Source organism: Amycolatopsis taiwanensis DSM 45107 (assembly GCF_000519205.1).
Taxonomy (GTDB): domain Bacteria; phylum Actinomycetota; class Actinomycetes; order Mycobacteriales; family Pseudonocardiaceae; genus Amycolatopsis_E; species Amycolatopsis_E taiwanensis.
Map to the genome: position 1 here is coordinate 475706 of NZ_JAFB01000003.1, position 23412 is coordinate 499117.

At 68.0% G+C, this 23412-nt stretch carries 20 protein-coding genes; 8 read left to right on the top strand and 12 right to left on the bottom strand.

Going from position 1 to position 23412, the window contains the following annotated elements; all coding sequences use genetic code 11:
* Positions 1–8: 8 nt before the first annotated feature.
* Genes sbnB through A3CU_RS43215 form a run of 4 tightly spaced genes read right to left on the bottom strand, consistent with a single transcriptional unit; the run spans position 9 to position 7151 of the window.
* A complete protein-coding gene (gene sbnB / locus A3CU_RS0102270; RefSeq protein WP_211246323.1) occupies positions 9–1043 on the bottom strand; it encodes a 2,3-diaminopropionate biosynthesis protein SbnB in 1035 nt (344 codons plus the stop codon).
* 29 nt (positions 1044–1072) lie between these two features.
* Positions 1073–2077, bottom strand: coding sequence for a TauD/TfdA family dioxygenase (locus A3CU_RS0102275; protein WP_027940883.1), 1005 nt, complete (start codon positions 2075–2077; stop codon positions 1073–1075).
* Positions 2078–2104: 27 nt separating this feature from the next.
* Positions 2105–4597: a non-ribosomal peptide synthetase gene (locus A3CU_RS43210; RefSeq protein ID WP_052371379.1), complete on the bottom strand. Its 2493-nt coding sequence runs from the start codon at positions 4595–4597 to the stop codon at positions 2105–2107.
* Positions 4581–7151 (bottom strand): Pls/PosA family non-ribosomal peptide synthetase, encoded by a 2571-nt coding sequence (locus A3CU_RS43215; protein WP_052371380.1) that lies wholly within the window; start codon positions 7149–7151, stop codon positions 4581–4583. Before A3CU_RS43215 ends, A3CU_RS43210 begins: the two co-directional genes overlap by 17 nt.
* A 758-nt stretch (positions 7152–7909) precedes the next feature.
* Between A3CU_RS43215 and A3CU_RS0102290 the strand changes: the two genes are divergently transcribed.
* Genes A3CU_RS0102290 through A3CU_RS0102300 form a run of 3 tightly spaced genes read left to right on the top strand, consistent with a single transcriptional unit; the run spans position 7910 to position 12189 of the window.
* Positions 7910–8962 carry an NAD(P)-dependent alcohol dehydrogenase gene (locus A3CU_RS0102290; protein WP_027940884.1) on the top strand — a complete coding sequence of 351 codons (1053 nt, stop codon included), beginning with the start codon at positions 7910–7912 and terminating at the stop codon, positions 8960–8962.
* A 36-nt stretch (positions 8963–8998) separates the two neighbouring features.
* On the top strand, positions 8999–10831 hold the full coding sequence (locus tag A3CU_RS0102295; RefSeq protein WP_027940885.1) for a glycoside hydrolase family 15 protein: 1833 nt from the start codon (positions 8999–9001) through the stop codon (positions 10829–10831).
* Positions 10828–12189 carry a glucose-6-phosphate dehydrogenase gene (locus A3CU_RS0102300; protein WP_027940886.1) on the top strand — a complete coding sequence of 454 codons (1362 nt, stop codon included), beginning with the start codon at positions 10828–10830 and terminating at the stop codon, positions 12187–12189. Before A3CU_RS0102295 ends, A3CU_RS0102300 begins: the two co-directional genes overlap by 4 nt.
* 43 nt (positions 12190–12232) lie before the next feature.
* On the opposite strand, the gene A3CU_RS0102305 is transcribed toward A3CU_RS0102300, so the two are convergent.
* From A3CU_RS0102305 to A3CU_RS52135, 6 genes are all read right to left on the bottom strand, one after another.
* Complete coding sequence (locus tag A3CU_RS0102305) at positions 12233–13450, bottom strand: cytochrome P450 (RefSeq protein ID WP_027940887.1); 1218 nt, start codon at positions 13448–13450, stop codon at positions 12233–12235.
* 10 nt (positions 13451–13460) lie between these two features.
* Positions 13461–13994, bottom strand: coding sequence for a PadR family transcriptional regulator (locus A3CU_RS43220; RefSeq protein WP_052371381.1), 534 nt, complete (start codon positions 13992–13994; stop codon positions 13461–13463).
* Positions 13995–14009: 15 nt separating this feature from the next.
* Positions 14010–15671 carry an SMI1/KNR4 family protein gene (locus A3CU_RS49605; protein ID WP_027940888.1) on the bottom strand — a complete coding sequence of 554 codons (1662 nt, stop codon included), beginning with the start codon at positions 15669–15671 and terminating at the stop codon, positions 14010–14012.
* 14 nt (positions 15672–15685) lie between these two features.
* Entirely contained in the window at positions 15686–16615 is a 930-nt protein-coding gene (locus A3CU_RS0102320; RefSeq protein ID WP_027940889.1) for a hypothetical protein, read from the bottom strand.
* 103 nt (positions 16616–16718) lie between these two features.
* Entirely contained in the window at positions 16719–17381 is a 663-nt protein-coding gene (gene lexA, locus A3CU_RS0102325) for a transcriptional repressor LexA (protein ID WP_027940890.1), read from the bottom strand.
* Positions 17382–17436: 55 nt separating this feature from the next.
* The gene (locus tag A3CU_RS52135) at positions 17437–17601 is read right to left on the bottom strand and encodes a hypothetical protein (protein WP_211246326.1); all 165 of its coding nucleotides are present in this window, start codon (positions 17599–17601) and stop codon (positions 17437–17439) included.
* Positions 17602–17728: 127 nt separating this feature from the next.
* Here A3CU_RS52135 and A3CU_RS0102335 point away from each other — a divergent pair, with 127 nt between their 5' ends.
* Genes A3CU_RS0102335 through A3CU_RS0102345 form a run of 3 tightly spaced genes read left to right on the top strand, consistent with a single transcriptional unit; the run spans position 17729 to position 20051 of the window.
* Positions 17729–18916, top strand: a complete 1188-nt coding sequence (locus tag A3CU_RS0102335; protein ID WP_027940891.1) for an LLM class flavin-dependent oxidoreductase — start codon at positions 17729–17731, stop codon at positions 18914–18916.
* A gap of 8 nt (positions 18917–18924) precedes the next feature.
* On the top strand, positions 18925–19344 hold the full coding sequence (locus tag A3CU_RS0102340) for a MarR family winged helix-turn-helix transcriptional regulator (protein ID WP_027940892.1): 420 nt from the start codon (positions 18925–18927) through the stop codon (positions 19342–19344).
* Between the two features lie 20 nt (positions 19345–19364).
* Positions 19365–20051, top strand: coding sequence for a CE1759 family FMN reductase (locus tag A3CU_RS0102345; protein WP_027940893.1), 687 nt, complete (start codon positions 19365–19367; stop codon positions 20049–20051).
* 64 nt (positions 20052–20115) lie between these two features.
* Here A3CU_RS0102345 and gdhA read toward each other — a convergent pair whose 3' ends face one another.
* Entirely contained in the window at positions 20116–21453 is a 1338-nt protein-coding gene (gene gdhA, locus A3CU_RS0102350) for an NADP-specific glutamate dehydrogenase (protein ID WP_027940894.1), read from the bottom strand.
* 277 nt (positions 21454–21730) lie between these two features.
* Between gdhA and A3CU_RS52140 the strand changes: the two genes are divergently transcribed.
* Entirely contained in the window at positions 21731–22084 is a 354-nt protein-coding gene (locus tag A3CU_RS52140; RefSeq protein ID WP_027940895.1) for a hypothetical protein, read from the top strand.
* Between the two features lie 24 nt (positions 22085–22108).
* Here the strand turns inward: A3CU_RS52140 and A3CU_RS0102360 are convergent, their stop codons facing one another.
* On the bottom strand, positions 22109–22744 hold the full coding sequence (locus A3CU_RS0102360; RefSeq protein WP_027940896.1) for a TetR/AcrR family transcriptional regulator: 636 nt from the start codon (positions 22742–22744) through the stop codon (positions 22109–22111).
* Between the two features lie 191 nt (positions 22745–22935).
* Here A3CU_RS0102360 and A3CU_RS0102365 point away from each other — a divergent pair.
* Positions 22936–23412 (top strand): TCP-1/cpn60 chaperonin family protein (locus A3CU_RS0102365; protein WP_027940897.1); only part of this gene is annotated, 477 nt, incomplete at its 3' end.

A 23412-nucleotide genomic window follows, 5' to 3' on the forward strand; every position in this document is an offset into this window, starting at 1 on the left:
TCCCCCGGTCATCCGTACCGGCGCAGGTCGTGGAAAAAGTCGTCGACGAGGCAAAGGCGGCCGGAGCGGGCCACCTCGTCGTAGACGTACTTGCCCACGGCGAGGTCGAGCACCCCGAGGCCGAACGGGGAGAACACCAGCGGCGCCTCGCGCGGCAGCCTCACCCGTTCCACCATCACGTCGTACAGCGTTCCTCGCACGAAATCCCGGTTGCCCGTGAGCTGTTCGGCCAGATGCGGCGATGTGTTGGCTCTGAGGCAGTGCTCGACGTCATCGACGATATTGGTCGACGCGAGCAGAATCTCCGGAGCGAGGTCGCGCAGCGACACGTGCAGGACCACGGGGTTGTGGTCGAACCACGAGAGGTCGCTGACGTGCGGCTTGCCGACACTGGTGGCAAAAACCACCAGGTCACTGGAGCGGATCAACCGCTCCGCGCGGTCATGGACGGTGATCCGGCCGCCGGTGCCGGACCGCTCGAGATAGCCCCGGAAGCCGGCCGCGCTGTCGGCGCACGTGTCGTAGACGCCGATCTCGTCGAAGGACCAGCCGGTGGCCGCCAGATACGTGTGGATGTAGCGGGCGATCAGGCCGGCCCCGAAGAACCCGGCCCGGCTGGGGCGGCAGCGGTGGCGGGACAGCCAGCCGGCCGCCGAGGCCGCCAGCGCGGCCGTCCGGCTGGCGCTGATGATCGAGCTTTCCAGGCAGGCGAACGGGTAGCCGGTGTCGTGGTCGTTGAGGATCAGCACCGCCGAGGCCCGCGGAAGGCCCGCCGGCACGTTGTCCGGGAAGCTGGAAATCCACTTCAGACCGTCCACCCGCACCCGGCCGTCGATCGAGGCGGGCAGGGCGATGATCCGGGCCGTCGGCCGGTCCGGGAACCGCAGGAAGTACGACGGCGGGTTCACCGACCCACCGGTGCTGTGCGCCCGGTAGGTGCCTTCCACCAGTTCCATGACCTGGCTCTCGCGGCCCCGCAACGCCTGCTGCACCTGGTTTCCGGGCACCACCGCGAACGTCGGCACGTTCACCGAGGAGTCCATGACGGATTCCGTGGTGGGAAGGATGCGCGTCATCCTGCCCTCACCTCGATCGACGGCGAGCACTCGGTCAGCCGCACCGGGCCGGCCATCCCCACCAGCACCTCGCGGGAACCCTGGTACGGCTCCCTGCTGTGGGCGGTGCGGATGTTGTCGACCAGCATCAGGTCCCCCACCTGCCACGGTTCGCGCTCGGTGTGGTTCTCGTAGACGTCGTTGAGCAGGTCCACGACCTCCGCGGGAATCCGGTCCCCGTTGCCGAACCGGGTGTTGAACGGCAGCCCTTCGGCGCCGTAGGAGTCCACGAGGTATTCGTGCACCTCGGGCTCCATCGTCCATTCGTTGAGGAACGCGATCTGGTTGAACCAGCAGCGCTCGCCGGTGGCCGGGTGCCGCACCACCGCGCTGCGCCGTTGCCTGGTGCGCAGCTCGCCGTCGGGTTGCCAGTCGAACTCGATCGCGTTGGCCCGGCAGTAGCTTTCGACGCCGGCACGGTCGTCGGTGCCGAACGCTTCGGCGACCGAAGCCCCGATCTCTTCGTTGAAGCTTCGGGTGAGCACCCAGCCTTCCCGCTCGAAGCGCTCGGTCAGCTCCGCCGGCAGCGCGCGGAGCACGGCCGGCGACGACGACACCCCGGTCGCCCCGCCCGTCGTCGGCGCGGCGAGGCAGGCGAACAGCATCAGGCCGGGAAATTCGAGCGTGTAACTGAGTTCGTGGTGCATGCACATGGGCTGGTTCGCCGGCCACTTCGCCGAGGAGTAGATGCCCTCGCCGTAAACCCGCCGGGATGCGAACGGTTCGCGTTCGGGCATCAAGCGGCCGGCGAGGCCTCTGAAGACGGCCGCCACTTCGTCTGGGTTGGACAGTCCCAGACCGCGCAGGAGCAGGGCGCCGTGCTGAGCCACCGCGGCGTGCAGCGCTTGCGCGTGCGCGGCTACCCACCCCGGCGGATCGCCGCCGGCTTCGGGCAGGAGCATCGGCGGTTTCCCTGGCGATTTCTCGACGGGTAATGCCGGCGCCGGGGGTGAGACAGACATTTCGATCTCCTTCTGCTGCATGGCTTGTCAAGGTTTCGCGGCGGCCGGCGACCGGGCCGGAGTCCGCGCGGCCGGGCCGTCGATGACCGCCGCGAGGTCGGCGAGGACCGGGTGCCGGGCCAGATCCGCCAGGGAAACGGCGCGGTCCAGGGCGATGGCCAGCTTGACCGCGGACAGGGAGGTGCCGCCGCGGTCGAAGAAGTTGTCGTGACGGCCGATTTCCTCCGCGGGCACGCCGAGCACGCCGGCCCAGGCGCGCGCGACCCGCCGTTCGGTCGGGGTGGCGGGGCCGTCATGGTTCGTGCCCGGGTCGAGCCCGGTGGCGAGGCGCACCAGGGCCTTCCGGTCGACCTTGCTGGTGGCGGTCTTCGGGAGGGTGGCCTGCCAGTGGAACGCGGCGGGAACCATGTAATCGGGCAAGGTGGCGCCCAGCCGGTCCCGCAGCCGCGACGCGGGCAGCGGAGCCGGGCTGGTGTAGAAGGCGACCAGCTGGGCGTTGGCACCGGCCGAGGTCGTCACCACCGCGGCGTCGCGGACGCCGGGCACGGTCAGCAGGGCATTCTCGATCTCGCCGATCTCGATGCGGAAGCCGCGGATCTTGACCTGGTGGTCGCGGCGGCCGAGGAATTCCAGCTTGCCGCCGGGATGCCAGCGGCCGTAGTCGCCGCCCAGGTAAAGGCGCTCCCCCGCGCGATACGGGTCGGTCAGGAAGGTCGCGCGCGTGCGTTCGGGGTCGTTGACGTAGCCACGGCCGACGCAGACGCCGGAAAAGGCGATCAGGCCGGGCGCGCCCAGGGGTACCGGGGTGAGGTTCTCGTCGACGACGTAAACGCGCACGTTGTTCACGCAGCGGCCCAACAGAATGCGCTCCGGCGGGCCCGTGATGACCTCGTGGTTGGTGTCGTCGGAGGTTTCGGTCAGCCCGTAGGCGTTGACCAGCGGAATACCCGGCTGCACGGCGAACCAGCGGCGCGCCAGTTCGGGTTTGAGCGCTTCCCCGGTGACCGACACGACCGTCAGGTCGGGCAGGGCGCGCGGATGTTGTTCCAGGCTGGAGACCAGCGCGTCGAGGTAGGAGGGCACCACCTGAAGCACGCCGACGCGGCCGGCGACGATCTTGTCCAGCAACCGCGGCACGTCGAGGATGACGTCCTGCTCGACGATCAGGGTGCGCCCACCGACCAGCAACGCGACCACCAGCTGCCACAGCGAGATGTCGAAGCTCTGGGGCGCGGTCTGGGCCACCACCTGCCCGGCGCCGATTCCGAGATCGTCGATCTTGGCGTGCAGGTGGTTGAGCATGCCCTCGTGCTCGCACATCGCGCCCTTCGGCTCGCCGGTGGAGCCGGAGGTGAAGTAGATGTAGGCGAGCTGGCCGGGCTCGACGGGCACGCCGAGGTCGCCGTCGTCATGGCCTTCGGCGTAGGCGTCGTCGATCAGCAGCCGGCCGGCGCCGGGCCACTCGGCCAGCGCGGCATCGAGGGTGCCGGTGCTGCCGGGTTCGGTCAGCACCAGCGCGCACTCGGCGCGGGAGAGCATGGCGGCGATCCGCTCGGCCGGCAACCGCGGCTCGACCGGCAGGTAGGCGGCCCCGGCCTTGAAGATCGCGATCACCGCGGCCAGCCAGTCCAGGTTCCGCTCGGTGACCACCGCCACCACGCCCTCGCGGCGCACGCCGCGCGCCCGGATCGCCCGGGCCAGCCGGTTGGCGTGCGCGTTGAGCCGGCGGTAGGTCCACGCCTGCGCACCGTGCACCGCGGCCACCGTTTCGGGATGCCGCCGCACCCGGTCTTCGAAGAGCTCGTGGAAACCGCGGTCGGGCAGCGGGCGGACCGGCCCGGCCAGGCCGTCCAGGTGCACGCACATTTCCTTGGGTGACAACAGGTTCTGCTTCGCGTGCGGCGCTGCAGGGTCGCGCGCGATCAGTTCCAGCGCCCGGCGGTAGTAGCCGGCGATCCGGGACACCGCCGCCGAGTCCAAGGCCTCGGTCCGGTACCGCAACCGCAGCACGATCTTGCCGCCCTTCCGGCCGGCCCCCACGCGCAGTGCCGTGCCGTCTTCGATGGCCTCATCTCCGGCCGGGTCGAGCACGGCCTCGAACTCCGGGCCCCGCACACCCAGTTCCCGCCGCAACCGATCGACGGGAAAGTCCGCGTGCGCGCGCAGATCGGCCTCCGCCCGCGCCGCCGTGTGCAGCAATCCCCGCCACGTCCGGGATCCGGTGGACACCCGGCACGGCAACACCCGGCCCGGCCCGGCCTGGTAACCCGTGACGACACTGCTCTCGCCGGACAACGCGGCCAATACCTTGGCATGCGCGGCCAGCAGCACCGAACTCAGCGGGATGGCGACCCCGCCGGCCAACCGTTCCAGCCCGGCCGAAACCCGGCGGGAAATCACGACCTCGCGCTCGGCCACTCCGCCCTCGGCCGCCTCGCTCCAGCGCGGAACCGCGGTCACTCCGCCTTCGGCCAGCGCGTCCCGCCAGAACTCGGTGCCTTCGTCAACCGGCGTGCCCATCGAGCGCTCCCTCCGGTTCTCGGTGGGACTGCCGGATGTGCACCGGCCTGGCCGGGTTTCCGGCCCAGAACGCGCCCGCCGGGACCTCCTCGCCCTTCATCAGGAAGGCATCCGGACCGAGTTCCGCACCGTCGGACAACGTCCCGCCATAGTGGATCAACGCGTGGTTCCCGATCGTGCAACCGGAGCCGAGCGTGATGCGGTCGGACTTGAAGGTGCCGTCCTCCTGGGAGTGGCACTGCAACCGGGCCTGGTAGTTGAGCGTGCAGTCGTCGCCGATCGTGATCATCGTCTTTTCCACCAGGTCGGCCCCGTCGTCGAAACAACGCTTGCCGATCCGCGCGCCCAGCAGCCGCCAGGCCCAGATCTTGAACGGAGTGCCGTCGAGGAACTTCGGCATGAAGCTGAGCTTCCAGTAGCGCTCGTGGAACCAGAAGTACTTGTCGTAGATGGAGCAGTACTGGGGTCGCAGCGGCCGGAAGCCGGCGGCCGCGCGTTCGAGCAGGATCAGGTAGAGGAAGCTGACGATCAGGGTGAGGATCGTGCCCACCGCGATCGCCCCGGCGCCCAGCGCATCGTAGAACGCGGCGGCGAACCAACCGATCAGCGTGCCCAGGAACACGTAGAACCAGCGTCCCAGCAGGAAAAGGCCCATCGTGCTGAGGTCGTAGCGGACCTTGATGGCGAGCCGGCGGCGCAGTTCGTCCTCCTGCTTCAGGTGATCGAACCGGCTGTCCCGCGCGACCGACCGGGGAATCTCGAAGCTGGGTGCGCCGAGGATCCCGATGTTTTCGTAGCTCTTTCCGTCGATCGGAACCGTCACCTTCGTCGCGAGCAGGCAGTTGTCCCTGGCCCGGGACTCCGGCGGGTAGGCGATGAGGTTGCCCAGGAAGTTGTGGTCTCCGATGGTCACCTTGGACACGCGGAAAGACGTGCTGGAGAACTCGGCGTTCATGATCGACAGCCCGTCGGCGACCATCGTCCCGGTGCCGACCCTGGTCAGGAACGGGTTCTCGTGCCGGATGTCGAAGCCGAAGTTCGAGCCGGTCTGCTCGACCGGCTTCATCTTGTATCCCAGGGAACGCAGGAAATGGACGATGAAACAGGTGTCGCCGAGCATCGTGATGAAGAACCGGACATTCGTCATGCGCGCGATCGTCCGGTGTGCCCAGTGGTGGAAGCCGTACAAGCGATACACCTTGCCGGGCTTGATAAACAGGTTGAGCAGCCGGGGAATCGTGATCATGAAAATGAACCCGAGAAGCGCGGCACCGAACAGCAACGCGAACGACATGAGCAAGGCGTCGCGATAGAAGTTCCAGCTCGTGAACGGCTCCGGCGGCCCGTCCGTCGTGGCCACCACCCCGTTGAGCTGCGGGGCCAAGGCGAGCATGAGAGCCACGCCACCCACGACAATCGGCACGTAAATGAACAACACGTTCAGCAGCTGTCCCAGGCCGAACACGGTTCTCCGCACGGCGCCGCAGGGAACGGGCGGGACGGCCCGGTGCGGCTCGTCGATGCGCTGCGCCGGGGATCCCTGCCACCGCTCGCCCGCCGGCACCGACTGCCCGGTGTGCAAGCACGACGCGTGGTCGAGTTCGGCGCCGTCGCCGATTTCGGTGTCGATGTCGAGCACCGACATTTCGCCGACGTGTACGTTGCGGCCGACGGTCACCGAACCGATTTCGATCATGCCCGCCCGGGCCCGGTAGCCGTTGTAAAAGACGTCCTTGCGGACCGTCGCGCCGTCGGCGAGCGTGATCAGGTCCGTGGCCACCGGCACGTTGCGCGAATAGATCGCCACGCCGCGCCCGATCTTCGCGCCCAGCGCGCGGAGGTAGAGGTTGAACAGCGGCGAGGTGGTGCTGGTGCGCGAGCGCCCACCGACCAGCAGCAGCAACGGGTTCGCCCGGATCATCATCTTCACGATCCAGAACCGCACATACGTCATGCTCCAGACCCGGAACCGGCGCGGCTTCCACCGTCCGATCAGGATCCATTTCACCAGGATCGGGATGATGCACAGGGCGGCCACGCCCACCGCGCTGAACTCGACCGCCCGCACGTAGATGCCCAGCGGGCCATTACCTCTGGCGACCCAGTCATAGCCGTGCGAGGTGACCAGCGCCGCCAGATAGGCATATGCGGCGAAGGTCAGGAACTGCAGTGTTCCGCACAGCACGTGCTGTGCGGCGCTGACCGGCTTCGGTGGCTGCGCCGCCGTCGCGACGGGGGCCTCGACCGCGGCCGGACCGCCGTTGCCCAGCGCCGTGGCCAGGCTCTTGACGGTGGGGTGCCGGTAGATGTCTTTCATGGACACCGACGGCAGGTCGGTGCGTTTCCTGACCCGGGCACAGAACCGGGCCATCAGCATCGAGTCCGCCCCGAGATCTTCAAAGAAATGGCTGTCCACCGGCACCGGATCGACGCCGACGATGTCCGCCAGCACTTCGGCGAGCGCCTGCTCGGTTCCGATGGTGTATTTGCGGTATTTGCCCTGATTGCTGGTGCGCCCTGGACCGGACGGCACAACGTCGACAGTCTCACCCACGCGAGCTCCCCTGACACTGAATCATACGCAGTGATTGTTCACATGTTCGGACGGCTTATGACAGGAGTGCACGGACACTTGAGAACGTCCAACATAGTGGAGTTCCGCGCAATTTCCCGGCGGACGCCTGTCCGCCCTGATGCCGGCGATCCCATGGCCTTCAGCGGCGAGTCGTCCCTCTTCATCGCGATCTCTGGTCGCTCGCCATCCACGATAGTGGCTCCGGGCGACTCTTGAAACATCAACCTGGAACAAATCCTTAACAACCCGTTTCGGCCGCCGTAACAGGCGCTCCGACCGCGCCTACGCGGCGGAGTCCGGATCGGACGGCCACCCGCCGGCGCCGGCGGTGACACAGCACGAAACGGTGGCAACTTTCGGCAACCGGCACGGTCCCGCCTGGCGTACACGATGGACCACGCACCACTCACCCGGACAACGCCTGAAGCATCCGCGGCGGCCGTCCTTGGAGGCGAAGCTAGCGTTGCCGGCCCGCGTCCGGTTCACGTTCTCCGGGTGAACCCACTCGTTATTCCGGCCTGCCGTCACCGAAGACCCGGCACGAAAAGAGGTATTGTTATCGACTTTCACAAGATTCTCCGCCGGATATCGAATTCCGCCAGTTGCCCCGGCGACCGGGCTCCGGCGAATGATCCTGCCGCGTCGGTCCGTGCCGCGCAGTTCAGCAAAAAGAGGTGAGCCTGTGTCCGGGCCGCAGTGCGAGGCTGCGGGAGGCCACCGCTAGGGAGGGTGAGGCGATGAAGGCCTTCGTGATGAAGGAGATCGGCAAGGTCGGTTTCACGGACAAACCCATACCGCAACCAGGCCCGGTCGACGCGGTCGTGCGCACGACCAGCGGGCTCATCTGCACCTCGGACACCCACACCGTCAGTGGCGGCATGGGGCCAAAGGAAAAGAACCTGACGCTCGGCCACGAAGCGGTCGGCGTGGTGCACGAGGTCGGCAGCGAAGTGCGGGATTTCCGCCCGGGCGACCGCGTTCTGGTCGGCGCCATCACGCCCGACTGGGGAAGCGCGGCCGCGCAGAACGGGTACCCGTCACAGTCCGGCGGTCCGCTGAACGGCTTCAAGTTCGCGAACATCAAGGACGGTATCTTCGCCGAGTACTTCCACGTGAACGAGGCCGACGCCAACCTGGCGAAGATCCCGGACAGCATTTCCGACGACGTGGCGGTCTACTGCGCCGACATGTTCTCGACCGGTTTCATGGGGGCGGAACACGGAAACATCCCGGTCGGCGGGACGGTGGCCGTACTGGCCCAGGGACCGGTGGGGATGATGGCGACGGTGGGCGCCCGGCTGCGCGGCGCCGGGCTCGTCATCGGGATCGAATCGGTCCCCCGGCGGCAGGAGATCGCGCGGACCTACGGTGCCGACGAGATCGTCGACTTCACCAAAGAGGACGTCGTCGAGCGTGTCCTGGAGCTGACCCGGGGCGAGGGCGTGGACACCGCGATCGAGGCGCTCGGCGCGGACAGCACCTTCCAGACCGCCGTCAAGATCACCAAGCCGGGCGGCACGATTTCCAACATCGGCTATTTCTGGGAAGGCGAGTTCGTGCACATTCCCCGGGTCGAATGGGGAGTCGGCATGGCCGACAAGACGATCGCGACCGGCCTGTGCCCGGGCGGCCGGCTACGGATGGAACGATTGCTGCGGCTGCTGGAAAACCACCGCGTCGATCCCACGCACATGACGACCCACCGGTTCTCCTTCGACGAGATGGAGCGCGCCTTCGAGGTTGCCGACAAGAAACTCGAAGACGTGATCAAGGTGCTGATCACCTTCTGATGCCGATCATCTTCAGCCACCGGTCGGAGACAGCACATGTTCGATCCCGATCCACCGTTCCGGTCTCTTCGCCGCCACGACGGCTACCTGCCGCTGGAGGATCTCGGCCTCATCGGGGACGGGACGACGGTGGCGCTGGTCGGGCTCGACGGTTCCATCCCGTGGCTGTGCCTGCCCCGGTTCGACTCCGATCCGGTGTTCTGCGGGCTGCTGGATCACGAACGCGGTGGGCAGTTCACCGTCGCACCGGAACACGTCACGCAGGCACGCCAGCACTACGAGCCGGACACGGCGGTCCTGATGACCGAGTTGGCCACCGCCACGGGCCTGGTCCGCATCACGGACGCGCTGGCCCTGCGTTCCGGTGCCGATCTCACCGACGACACTCCCGCGCAGCGGGCCGAGCTGGTGCGGTCCGCCGTCGTCCTCGACGGCGACGTCCGCCTGCGGGTGGACCTGGAGCCACGCGGCGCGGCGCAGGTCCGATCGCTGTTCAGCGGGCTGGAACTGCGCCTGCACGCGCGGCCCGAACTGCGTCTGCACCTGCGCTCCAACCGTCCGGTGACCGGCCTGACCAGCACGCATGACCTGCGCAAGGGTGAGCGTCTCGACCTGGTCCTGTCCTGGGGCCGCATTCGGCGCCACCACCGGTTCGACGCCGAGGCGCTGCTGCGGGACACCGTCGACGCGTGGCACCGGTGGATGACGCACTTCACCTACGGCGGGATCGAGGAGCCGCTGGTCCGGCGCGCCGCGATCACCCTGAAACTGTGCGATGACTGGGTGAACGGTTCGCTGGTCGCGGCGCCGACGTCCTCGCTTCCCGCGCCGATCGGCGGGGTCCGCAACTGGGACTACCGGTACGTCTGGATCCGCGACGCGTCCTACACCGTGTTCGCGATGCGCAGGATCGGCTTCATCGGCGAAGCGGACGCCTTCCTGGGCTGGGTCATCGACGCATTCGAGCAGAGCCGGGCGGCACGGATCATGTACGACGTCGGTGGCCACCCGGTCCCTGACGAGTTCGAGGACGCCGAGTTGGCGGGCTACCGGGGCTCGGCGCCGGTGCGCTGGGGCAACGGCGCGGCTGACCAGCGTCAGCACGACGTGTACGGCGAGGTGCTGGATTGCACCTACCAGTGGCTGCGCGCCGGCGGCGACCTCGAACCCGCGCTCTGGACCGGCCTCGGCCGGCTCGCCGACACCGCGGGGCGGGCGTGGCGGCAGCCGGACCAGGGCATCTGGGAGGTGCGCAGCGAAGGCCGGGTGTTCACCTACTCGGCCGGCATGTGCCAGGTGGCCCTGGATCGGGCGGCGCGGATCGGCGAGCGGCTCGGCCTGCCCGGGCCGATCAAGACCTGGCGGGCGTCGGCCGAGCGGCTGCGCAGGCTGATCCTGAGCAGGTCATGGGACGCCGATGCCCAGACCTTTCGCGAACATCTCGACGGGAGCGGCGGCCTGGACGCGAGCCTGCTCGCGCTTCCGCTGCGCCAGGTCGTGCCGGCCGGCCATCCGCGCATGGTGGCCACCACCGCGGCCGTCGCCGAGCAGTTGTCCGCCGGAGACGGGCTGCTCTACCGGTATCTGCACGACAAGTCGGTCGACGGGCTGCCCGGCGACGAGGGCGCTTTCCTGCTGTGCAGCTTCTGGCTGGTCGACAACCTGACCGCCCAGGGCCGGGTCGACGAGGCCGAACGGCTCTATGCTTCCCTGTGCGCCCGCGCGAGCCCGCTCGGGCTGCTGTCGGAACAGATCGACCCGACGACCGGGCAGTTCATGGGCAACTTCCCGCAGGCGTTCAGCCACATCGGCGTCATCGCCAGCGGGGTGAACCTCGCGCGAGCCCGCGCGGAGGAAGGGCATCCATGATCGATCGACTCGCCATTTTCGGTGCCACAGGCGATCTTAGCGCACGCTACCTGTTGCCCGGACTGACCGCGCTCTGGACGGCCGGGCACCTCGGCGAAGGGTTCCAGCTGGCGTGCGCCGACCGGAGCGACTGGGACACCGAGCGGTTCCGGTCCTGGGCGACGGCGCAACTGGAACGGCACGGCGGCGACTATCCGGCCGACGCCAGGAAGGCGATCGTGGCGTCCGCCCGCTTTCACCGCGCCGACGTCACCGACCCTGCCGGCGTCGCGGCGGTCATCGCCGGCGACCGGCCCATCGCCGTCTACCTCGCGCTTCCCCCTGCGCTGTTCTCCCGCTCGGTCTCCACCCTGCATCGCGCGGGACTGCCCGCGGGCAGCCGGATCGTGCTGGAGAAGCCGTTCGGCGAAGATCTGGACAGCGCGGTCGAGCTGAACCGGGTGCTCGCCGAGCTGGTGCCCGAGGACGCGGTGTTCCGGGTCGACCACTTCCTGGCGATGACCACCGTCGAGAACGTGCTCGGCAGCCGGCTCGCCAACCGGGTGCTCGAGCCCCTGTGGAACAGCGCCCACATCGCCGAAGTGGAGATCGTCTGGGACGAGCGCCTCACCCTGGAAGGCCGGGCGGGGTACTACGACCACGCCGGCGCGCTCAAGGACATGGTGCAGAACCATCTGCTGCAACTGCTGTGCCTGGTCGCCATGGAGCCCCCGATCAGCCTCGGCGAACGTGACCTGCGGAACCGGAAGGTCGACGTGCTGCGCTCGGTGCGGCCGCTGACCGGCGAGGACGTGCTGCGCCGCACGCGCCGGGGACGCTACCTGGCGGGCCGTATCGATGGCCACGAAGTGCCCGCCTACACCGACGAGGACGGTGTGGACCCGAGCCGGGACACCGAGACCTTCGCCGAGGTCGTGCTGGAGCTGGACAGCTGGCGCTGGTCGGGCACGAAGTTCCGGCTCCGCAGCGGCAAGGCGCTCCGGCGTGACCGCATGGAGGTCGCCGTCCACTTCCGGCCCGTGCCGCACCTGCCGTTCGGGCACAGCGGTGACGTCCTGCCGAACGTGCTCCGGTTCGGGCTCGACCCGGAGGGCCTGACCCTCGATCTGACCGGAACCGGTTCCCGCGCGCGGACGTTCGCACCGCTCCGGCTGACCGCGCAGATGCCGCAGTCCGAGCTGCCGCCCTACGGCCGGCTGCTCCTCGACGTGCTCACCGGGAACCCCGCCCTGTCCATCCGCGGCGACGAAGCCGAGGAGGCGTGGCGGGTGCTGGCCCCGGTGCTGTCGGCCTGGTCGGAGAATCTCGTTCCGCTCGAGGGGTATCCGGCCGGATCGGACGGGCCGGCCCCGCGCTAGCCGGTGTTCGAAGCGGCGGAGCCGTCGGCTTCTGACCGCGGGCTCACCACAGCACGGGAACGTTGTCCAACCCCCCGGCGAGCCGGTTCGAGCGGATTTCGAGCGCGTCCACGTCGACGGCGAGGCGCAGGCCGGGGAACCGGCGGAACAGTGCGGGGAACACGGTCCGGAGTTCGGTGCGGGCCAGGCTGGCGCCGATGCAGAAATGCGCGCCGTGCCCGAAGGCGAGGTGCGTGTTGGGCTTGCGCCCGGGATTGAACTCGTCGGGGTCGGCGAACACGGAATCGTCACGGTTTGCCGCGCCGTTGGAAATGATGACCGCGTCGCCACGCGCGATCGTCACCCCGCCGATCTCGACATCGTCGTGCGCGTACCGCAACAGGCCCATCCCACCGGGTGCGGCGATACGTAAGATCTCCTCGACGGTCGGCTCCACCAGGTTGTCCGGGTCGGCGACGAACGCGTCCCGCCGGTCCTGCTCGGCGAGCAGGAACAGCACGCCGACGTCGATCCGGTTGGAGGTCGTCTCGTGCCCGGCGAAGAGCAGGCCGGCGGCCAGTTGCGTCAGCTTGTCGTTGTCGAACGTGGGATCCTCGGTCTGGGCCCGCACCAGGTCCGAGACGACGTCGGGCCCCGGGTTCTTCCGCTTGTCCTCCGCCAGCCCGGCCATGTATTTCTTGAAGTCCATCATCGCCTGCTGCGCGTCCGCGCCCCCGTCGAGCATGCCGATCCGGTCGGACAGCTGGCGGAAATGGTCGCGGTCGGCGTACGGCACACCCAGCAGTTCACAGATCACCAGGACGGGCAGCGGGAACGACAGCAGTTCGTGCAGGTTCACCGGCTCGCCGGGCGAACGGTCGCGCGCCGCCTGCATGTCGTCGAAGCAGCGGCCGGCCAGTTCTTCGATGTGGTCGGCGAGCCGGCGCATCCGCTTCGCGGAGAACGCGGGGACCAGCAGCTTCCGCATCCGGCTGTGTTCGCGTTCCTCGTTGTCGTAGTCGCCCATGGGACCGGCCTGAATCGCCGCTCTGGACACCTGTGACGCCTGTTCCGGCGCGGGATGGGACCGGCCGAACCGGCGGTCGGCGAAAATCTCCCGCGCCTCGGCGAAGGTGGTCACCAGCCAGGCGGGATCGCCGGCCGGGGTGGTCACCCTGGCCACCGGCCCTTCGCGCCGGAGCACGCGGTACAGCGGCGCGATTTCGAGCACGTTCGGCCGCTCGAACGGAAGCTGGGGCGCAGAATTCACCGTGCTGGTCATCGGCCTTCCCTCATTGCTCGTCGTTGCTGATGGTTTGACTCTCGGCGTGGATTCGGGCGCGGACTCCCACCAGCCAGTCCAACTCGGCGTCCATCCGTTGGCACACCGCGTCGAGCACCAGCCGGCTCCATGGTTCCGCCTGCACCACGGCGTGCGTGGCGAGCCGGTCCCGCTCCCGCGTCAGCGCGGACTCCCGCACATCGAGCACCCGGAGTCTTTCCCCAGGCTGCAGCCACCCGAAGTTCGCCAGCCTCCCGAGGAACTCCGAGTCGTTGAGCGCTAGCTCATCGGGAAGGTCGGCGAGCATGTCGTGCAGGAACTCCCGCCCCACGTCGGTGATCGTGTAGACGTGACGCGGTGGCTTGCCGGCCTGCTCCTCCGGGCTCCGTAGTACCGCGCCTGCGTCAACGAACCGGCGCAATGTGGGATACAGCGAGTTGTTCGACAGCGTGTGTCCTGTCGATGCTTCCACCTCTTTGCGCAGCTCGTAGCCGTGCAGCGGCCCTCGGGCGAGCTTGGCCAGAAGCAGGATCTCGATCCACACCTAGGTTACAGTAACCTAGGGTCGAGGGGTTGTGAACCTACCTTTGAACGTCTGGATGTCGGCGGCGTCGCCGGCCAGGTTCTGCGCCCAGTCGATCGCGTCCTTCAGCGTCGGCCGCGGTCTGGCGTAAGCCTTGTCGAACGACCAGAACAGCTTCCGCTCCGCCAGCGGTTCCGCGGCGAGTTCGGCGACGACCAGCGAAGCGGGGACGTCCTTGTGACGCAAGAACTCCTCCCATTGCGGGCGTTGCATCTTCAGGTGCCGCAGTCCCTCCGACTCGTTCAGGTCGAGGACGCTTGCCGCGCTCGCATCGGTGAGGTCGAGCGCGTAGAGGCGAGGGCAAGACAGCAACGGCCGCAGATCGACCGGCTTTTCGGTGTGCAGTACGACCTTCCGCACCGTCGGATGGCCTGCTATGCCGGACAGATCGATGGTGCTCAGGTCGAGGTCGAGCACTTCGACCGGGGTATCGAGCAACGGTGAGAGATCGGCGCCGGGGCAGTTCCGCACCGAGACCTGCCACAACGCGGGCGCGCCGCGCAGGGGGCCGAAGTCGACCAAGGGTGCGTTGCTCACGGTGAGCTCGCGGGTCTCCGGACGCATTCCGCGAACCGGCGCGGCCTGGAGCCCGGTCACCTCGAGCGTGCAGGTCTTGTCGTAGTGGCGCTTGTGATGTTCCGGATCGCCGGCGTTGATCCACAGGCCGTCGTCACCGTGTTCGAAGGAACCAGAGGCCAGTGCCGCCACTTGCCTGCGAAGCAGGCTGGTCACCGAGTCGGTGACGTAGGTCGGGCCGTCGTCGTGGTCCCGCCCGATGAGGATCACCTGACCGGGCCGGCCGCGCGGGCCGGGCGCCATGTCGACGGCGAGATAGTTGCCGCAGCTGTCGGTCGCGAACGGAATCCAGGCGGGGTGGTCGCTGAGCCGCCGGATCGACAGCGGCGGCCCGAACTCGTTGATGAACGACTGGGAGACATAACGCCGCCACCCACGCGTTACCCACCAGCGTTCGTCCGCACGGCAGTGCTCCGCCACCATCTCCAAGCCGAACCAGCCATAGCCGTGGAGCAGACCTCGCCCACCGTCACCGTCCACGAACGCATACAGGGCCTGGAGATCCCGCGGCAGGGCGGCGTAAAACCCGGCCGTGATCTCCTGGCGATGCGACTGGCGCAGCGGAGGTGGCAGGTCCCGCCGGGAGTCCGGCCCGAGCACCTCCCCCAGCCGGCGCAGATACTCGCCGAGCAGGGCGACCGCTTCGCCGGGATCGCCTGCCTCGGGCGTGTCCGGGCAGGCCTGCAGCTCGCCGGGCTCGGCTGGTTCGGACTCCTGGTCGAGCACGTACCGGAACCCCCGGCCGCCCGAGCGGCCGAGCCGCTCGCTCAGGACCGCACGGTAGCGGCCCCGGGATTCGATCTCCAGTTCGATCGTGAGGTCGTCCGCCGCCTCCATCAACGTGTGCAGCTCTCGCATGCCGTCGAACACGTTGATGTCGTCCGCGTCGTAGTCGTCGAGTTCGCTCGGCTCGAACCGGAAGCCGCGGTGTCCGGCGCCGTCCGGGCCGGTCGCGTATCCGCGCAGCTCCGCGCGCTTCCAGCCGCGCGGAGCACCGGCGGCGATCTCCTCGGCCATCGCCGTGAGCACGGCCGTGACCGCACTATCCCGGTTGTCGCTCACGTGCGCCCCGCGCCTCAGCTGCGGTTACTCAGCAAGGCAAGGGCGAGTTCGTACTGCTCCCGCGTCGGCGGCCGTGTCCAGGTGCATCCCGGCATGTTGCGCTCCAGCATCCGCGCCATCACGACCGACAGGACGTCATGGGGCTCGGCGTAGCGCATGTGCGGCCTGGCTTCCCGATACTCGTTGGCCATCCGTTCGAAGCAGAACATCAGCGTGTTGATGTACTTGCTCTTCTCCACTTCGGCTCGATCGAAGGCCTCGAGGTACTCCGGGTTCTCCGGCTTCATGACGTCCTTCCAGACGTCCAGGCGGTTCTTGTAGTCCGGCGCCGGCCCGGCGAGCGCGTGCGCTTGGTCGTACATCCGGTCGACGTGCTGGGGATTCTTCACGAGCACGCCCATCGTGGCGTAGCCCTTGTCCTCGTCGGCATAGCCACCGGCGAACTCGTGGTCCACTCCCTGCGCATGCATCGCGGACATCACGGCGTCGGTGAACCGGTACTTGTCCATCCCGTCGATCTCTTCGACGCCCTCGCCCATCCACTCGTCGTCGTAGTAGAGGACACCGAGCGTCTCGCCCTGCGCGGCCCGGTCCACCAACTCGCGGACGGCGCGTGCCGGATCCTGTATCGCGGCCGGTCCCATCGCGGCGAACTGTTCGGTCATGGAGAACAGCGAAATGAGCATCATCGGGCTGTAGACACGCAGGATTCCCTCTTCCCGCTTGGGATAGCAGCCGCCTTCGTTGTCGTCGAACGCTTCGAGGCCGGCCATGAACGCCTTCTCCTGTTCCGGCGTCAGTGTGAGCTCCCACGGCCACTTCTGCTCGACGTGGAACTTGTAGAAGTCCTCACCTTTGAGCGGGTCTCTGATCTTGAAGAACCACAGCGCGAACCCACCGACCGCGACTACGAGCACGCCGAGCACAACGAGAACGACCAGCATGAGCGAACACCTCCGGGGCGGGGGGACCTGGCGGCCTCTCCTCCGGACGAGAACCGTATCCGGTCCGTTATCCGGAAGATCATCAACCCTTCCCCCGCCGCCTTCAGACGCTGCGCAACACCGAGACGACGGCACCCAGGACAACAGCGCTGTCACCGTCGATGACGTCGTAATCGGGGTTGCGCGGTTCGAGATAAACATGGCCGTTGCGGCGGCGATACACCTTGACGGTGGCCTCGTCGTCGATCATGGCGGCGACGATCTGGCCCGAATGAGCCTCGGATTGCTGTCGCACCACGACGATATCGCCGTCACAGATCGCCGCATCGATCATCGAGTCACCGCGCACGCGTAACGCGAAAACGTTGCCACGCCCGGTAAGTCCGCGGGACAGCGTCAGAATGTCGTCGACGTGTTCGTCGGCCGCGATGGGAATTCCGGCGGCGATATCGCCGACCACCGGCACGGTCACCGAGTCGCCGGCAGGCTCCTCGGCCGGAGGTTGCCGGAGGAACGCACGCACATCGATCGGCCGGGCCATGGTGGTACCACGCCGGAGAAACCCCCGTTCCTCGAGGCTCGCCAGGTGTTTCGACACCGACGACGAGGACCGCAGGCCGACCGCATCGCCGATCTGCCGAGTGCTCGGCGAATACCCGTACCTGACGACCCAGTCCCGGATCATGGCCAGGATCTGCCGCTGACGTGGCGGCAGGGTCGAGGTGTCCAGGTACTCGAACTCGGCAAGATCGTCGTATGCGGTCACCTGCGGAATCGTAGATCGTCGCGGGACTGCCCCGCCGTCGGCGTGATCGCGCGGCTCAGGCCGTGGCCAGCTCGCGGTCGGGACCGAACACCTCGTACCGAATCCGCTCGGCCGCCACGCCCCGCTTGAGCAGGGCCGCCTTGACGGCCGCCATGAACGGCACCGGTCCGCACAGGCTGGCGCTGGGCAGCGAGGCGACGAGCTCCTTCAGTAGGTCCAAGATCCATTGGCGAGCAAGGGAATACCCCGGCGCCCCGGCCCGTTGAGATGGATGCAAACGCATAGACCCGGCGGTGCGGGCGCCGATGTGGGGCCCGGCACAGCGCGAATGTGGAGGAGGCACGGTCATGCAGTTCGGAGTGTTCTCGGTCAGCGACATCACCCGGGACCCGGTTTCGGGCGAGACGCCGAGCGAGGCCGAGCGGATCGACGCGATCGTGCGGATCGCGCAGAAGACCGAGGAGGTGGGGCTCGACGTGTTCGCCATCGGCGAGCATCACAACCCTCCGTTCTTCTCGTCCGCGCCGACGACCCTGTTGTCCTACATCGCGGCGACCACCAAGAGGCTGATCGTCACCACGTCCACGACGCTCATCACGACGAACGACCCGGTGCGCATCGCCGAGGAGTACGCGATGCTGCAGCATCTGTCGAAGGGACGGATGGACCTGATGCTCGGGCGCGGCAACACGGCCCCGGTGTATCCGTGGTTCGGTCAGGACATCCGTCAGGGCCTGCCGCTGGCGCTGGAGAACTACAACCTGCTGCACCGGCTGTGGCGGGAGGATGTGGTGGACTGGCAAGGAAAGTTCCGCACCCCGCTGCAGGGCTTCACCTCGATCCCGCGGCCGCTGGACGATGTGCCGCCGTTCGTTTGGCACGGCTCGATCCGCACCCCCGAGATCGCCGAACAGGCCGCTTATTACGGAGACGGGTTCTTCGCGAATCACATTTTCTGGCCGAAGGAGCACTCCATGCGCCTGATCCGGCTCTACCGGCAGCGCTTCGCGCACTACGGCCACGGCACCGAGAAGCAGGCGATCATCGGCCTGGGTGGCCAGGCCTACCTCGCCAAGAAGTCGCAGGACGCCATCCGGGAATTCCGGCCGTACTTCAACGAAGCGCCGGTCTACGGGCACGGCCCCTCGATGGAGGACTTCATGGACCTGACGCCGCTGTCGGTGGGCAGTCCCCAGGAAGTCATCGACAAGACCCTGACCTTCCGCGAGTACTTCGGCGACTACCACCGCCAGTTGTTCCTCATGGACCACGCCGGGCTGCCGCTGAAGACCGTGCTGAACCAGTTGGACCTGCTCGGCGAGGAGGTCGTGCCCACCCTGCGCAAGGAGTTGGCCGCCAAGCGCGACCCGGAGGTCTCGGACGCTCCGACGCACGCCGGCCTGGTCCGGGCGAAGTACGGCGACGAGGCGCCCCGCCAGCCGCGTCCGAACGCCAACCGTGGTGACAACGTGACGGGCGCCTCGCCGTACCAGGACACCGCCCCGGCGGTCCGAGCCGACTACCCGAGCCTGTGAGCGCCGGCATGCCCCAGTTGGCCAACAACGCGTGGGAGGCGCTGCTGTCGGCGCACGCCCGCCTGATGAAGGAGTTCGCGGCCGAGGACATCTGGCAGGAGTTGTCCATGCGGGAGTACGACGTGCTCTACACGCTGTCCAAGTGCCGCGAACCCCTGCGTATCGGCGAACTGCACCGGCATGTCCTGCTCAGCCAGCCGGCGCTGTCGCGCATGGTGGACCGGCTCGTCGAGCGCGGGTTCATCGAGCGAGGGCCGGACCCCGCGGACGGGCGCGGCGTCCGGTTGTCGCTCACCGACACCGGCCGGGACGTCCAGCGGCGCATCGGCCGCCGGCATGCCCGTGACGTCGCCCGCGCCGTGACCGCCAGGTTGAGCACGGAAGAACTGCGGCAACTGGAAACGATCTGCGGGAAGCTGGCCCGTTGACCAAGAACGAGGAAACAGAGATGAACACCACGGAAAAGCAGTCGTTCACGGTCGTGGTCGTCACGGCCGGAACCAGCGACCCCTCCTCGACCAGGATGCTGGCCGACCGGACCGCGCAGCGGGCCGCCGAGCTGGCGGGCCGGCGCGGGAACGAGGTGGCCGTCCGGGTCATCGACCTCCGGGAGCTCGCCACCGAAATCACCGCCGCGCTGATCTCCCAGTTGGCCGGCCCGAAACTGCAGCAGGCCATCGCCGCGCTCGGTGAGGCCGACGGCATCATCGCGAGCACACCGGTCTACAAGGCCGGCGCCAGCGGCCTGTTCACGTCGTTCTTCCAGATCCTGGACAACGACCTGCTCATCGCCAAACCGGTCGTGCTCGCCGCCACCGCGGGAACGGCCAGGCACGCACTGGTGGTCGACGAGCAATTGCGGTCGCTGTTCGCGTTCATGCGGACCACCACCGCGCCGACATCGCTGTTCGCCACCTCGCAGGACTGGGGTGACCCGGCGCTCACCACACGCATCGAGCGGGCCGCGTTGGAACTCGTGCTGCTCATGGAGAGCGGTTTCGCCCGGCAGGTCCGGGACGAGTCCTGGCAGAGCTACCAGCACGAGTTCGGCAGCGCGGGCGGCACGGAGGTGTCCATCGACCTCGACTCCGACCTCATGCGGCTGGCCGCCGGAGGATCGGCGAGCGCCGGCTGAGCACGACCCCGCCGAAGGTGACGTGCACAACGATGGGCACGTCACCGCGGTGTCACGCCGGGGGTCAGATCAGGCCGAGGGCGAGCATCGCCTCGGCCACGCGGGCGTAACCGCCGATGTTGGCACCGGCCACGTAGTTGCCGGGCACGCCGTACTCCTCGGCGGTGGCGTAGCAGCGGTCGTGGATGTCGACCATGATCTCGCGCAACCTGGTCTCGGAGTACTCGAAGGTCCACGAGTCACGCGAGGCGTTCTGCTGCATCTCCAGCGCCGACGCGGCCACGCCGCCGGCGTTCGCGGCCTTGCCCGGCGCGAACGAGACGCCACCCTCCATCAGGATCCGCACGGCGCCGGGAGTCGTCGGCATGTTCGCGCCTTCCCCGACGGCGATACAGCCGTTGCGCAGCAGAGCGCGCGCGTCGTCCTCGTCCAGCTCGTTCTGGGTGGCCGACGGCATGGCGACCGCACAGGGCACCTCCCACACCGAGCGGCCGGTCACGAACTCGGCGTTGGCCCGCTGCTCGGCGTAGGCCGCGATCCGCTCACGACGGACCTCCTTGACCTCCTTGAGCAGCTCCAGGTCGATGCCCTTGGGGTCGTGCACGAACCCGCTCGAGTCCGAGCAGGCGACCACGCGGCCACCGAGTTGCTGGACCTTCTCGATGGTGTAGATCGCGACGTTGCCGGAGCCGGAGACCACGACGTCCTTGCCGTCGAAGGATTCCCCGCGGGCACGCAGCATCTGGTCGACGAAGAACGTGCAGCCGTACCCGGTCGCTTCCTTCCGGACCTGGGCGCCGCCGTAGATCAGGCCCTTCCCGGTGAGCACACCGGACTCGTACCGGTTGGTGATGCGCTTGTACTGACCGAAAAGGTAACCGAGTTCACGTCCGCCGACGCCCATGTCGCCCGCCGGCACGTCGGTGTACTCGCCGAGGTGGCGGTAGAGCTCCAGCATGAAGCTCTGGCAGAACCGCATCACTTCACGGTCGGAGCGCCCGCGCGGGTCGAAGTCCGATCCGCCCTTTCCGCCGCCGATCGGCAGGCCGGTGAGGGCGTTCTTGAAGATCTGCTCGAAGCCGAGGAACTTCACGGTGCCCAGCATCACCGTGGGGTGAAAGCGCAGCCCGCCCTTGTACGGTCCGAGCGCGCTGTTGAACTCGACGCGGAAGCCGCGGTTGATGTGGATCTCACCGTGGTCGTCCTCCCACGGCACCCGGAAGATGATCTGCCGTTCGGGCTCGCAGATGCGCTCGACGATCCGGGCATCGGCGTACTCGGGGTGCTTGTCGACCGCCGGGCCTATGCTCTCGAGCACCTCCTGAACCGCTTGGTGGAACTCGACTTCACCGGGGTTGCGGGCCAGTACCCGCTCATAGATCGACGCCAACGCGACATGCATTCGTTCGGTCCGTACCCTTCTTTGCTTTACCGGACATCCATCCTATTTTGCGCTCGCCCCATTTTCCCCGGTCAGCGGCCCCGAAACAGCTCCCGTTACCAGCCTCACAGCGTTCCTCCCGAGATCACCTCGATGATCGTCTCGCTGAACCGCCGGGATTCGACGAGATCGTGATGCGGGCCACCCAGAATGGCCGGATCACTGGTCCAGGTTGGACATCCGGCAAAAGCGATGTGCGGCGGACCGCAAGGGGCAGCTGTTAGGAAAGGCAGCAACGATGCCGAGCGACACGCTTAGTTTGATCACATCGCTGATTCCCGCCGGAACGCGGGCCCTGGTTCCGCGTCCTCAGGAAGAGCCGGCGGACTCGGACGACTCCGTGTCCGGCGTGATGACGCGCAACGTCGCGGTGTTGGCGGTCGTTCCCGAGTGGGTGCTCCAAGGCGTGGTGGCACAGGTGAAAGGGGTCATCGAACGCGCCACCCACGAACTGGACCGGCTGGACATCCGGCTACGTCTGGACATTCGCCGCGCACCGCAAGCCGGGACGGACACCAGCGAGTCCGTCGACAGCCTGGAGCGTCACATCCTCGACCTCGCCGCCGAGGTCCAGCGCCTCCGCCAAGCCTGACCTCACCGGCGCCGCGCCCGGGGTTCACGGGTCGCGGGGGTCGGCAGCCTGAAGAGCGGGCTCGACGTGTGCGAGCGCCTCGCGCAGCAGGCCGGCCAGTGGCCGCTCCCCCACCACGACGAGCAACCCCTTCGGCGCGTCGCCGGCCGGGCGTATCCAGTGCTCGATCGCGACCCGGACGGCGGCCGAAATCGCGGCGGCGAGCACAGCGGGTGCGAGGACGTCGTCCCCGCCGATGCGATCCGCGATCGCCGAGGCGAGCGGTTGCCGGATCGCGGACACTGCCTCGATGAACTCCGCGCACAAGCGTGGCGTCGACGTGATCAGCGTGAGCGCGTCGCCCGCGGGTTCGCTCGTGTACTGCTCGACCACCGCCTCGACCACGGCTCGGGCGAGCGGTTCGTCCTCCGGCCGGGCACGCAGCGCCGCCGCGATCCGCAACGCCCGTTCGGCGTTGATCGCCGCGACGATCGCCTGCTCCCGGCTGGAGAAGTAGTTGTTGTAGGTCCGCGGTGACACGCCCGCGGCCTCGGCGATGTCGTCGACTCGCACATTGTCCGGGCCATGCTCCAGTGCCAGGCGCAGCGCGGCCTCGCGCAGCGCCTTGCGGGTGGCGACCTTCTTGCGCTCGCGCAGGCCACCGTTCTCGTTCACCGCCATTCCGCGAGCATATCAGTTTGTTGCGGGTACGCATTTTTGCGCGCACGCATCTTTGTGTATGGTGTGGTTGGCACTCGGCACCTGAGAGTGCCAAGGAAGGTGGCCGGTGCCGGTGGGATCTGCCGATCCAGCCGTCGCGGGCGCCGGTGCCGGCGACCTCAAAGCCAGTCCAGGGAGAGGACAACACCGAAATGGCCAAACTGATTGCGTTCGACGAGGACGCCCGCCGTGGTCTTGAGCGCGGCCTGAACACCCTCGCCGAAGCCGTCAAGGTGACGCTTGGCCCCCGTGGCCGCAATGTCGTGCTCGAGAAGAAGTGGGGCGCGCCGACCATCACCAATGATGGTGTTTCCATTGCCAAGGAGATCGAGCTCGAGGACCCGTGGGAGAAGATCGGGGCCGAGCTGGTCAAGGAAGTTGCCAAGAAGACCGATGATGTAGCCGGTGACGGCACGACCACGGCGACCGTGCTGGCTCAGGCGCTGGTGCGTGAGGGTCTGCGTAACGTGGCTGCGGGTGCCGACCCGATCAGCCTCAAGCGTGGGATCGAGACCGCTGTCGAGGCGGTTGTGGAGCAGTTGCACAAGGCTGCCAAGGAGGTCGAGACCAAGGAGCAGATCGCGGCTACGGCCTCGATCTCGGCCGCGGACCGCACCATCGGTGAGCTG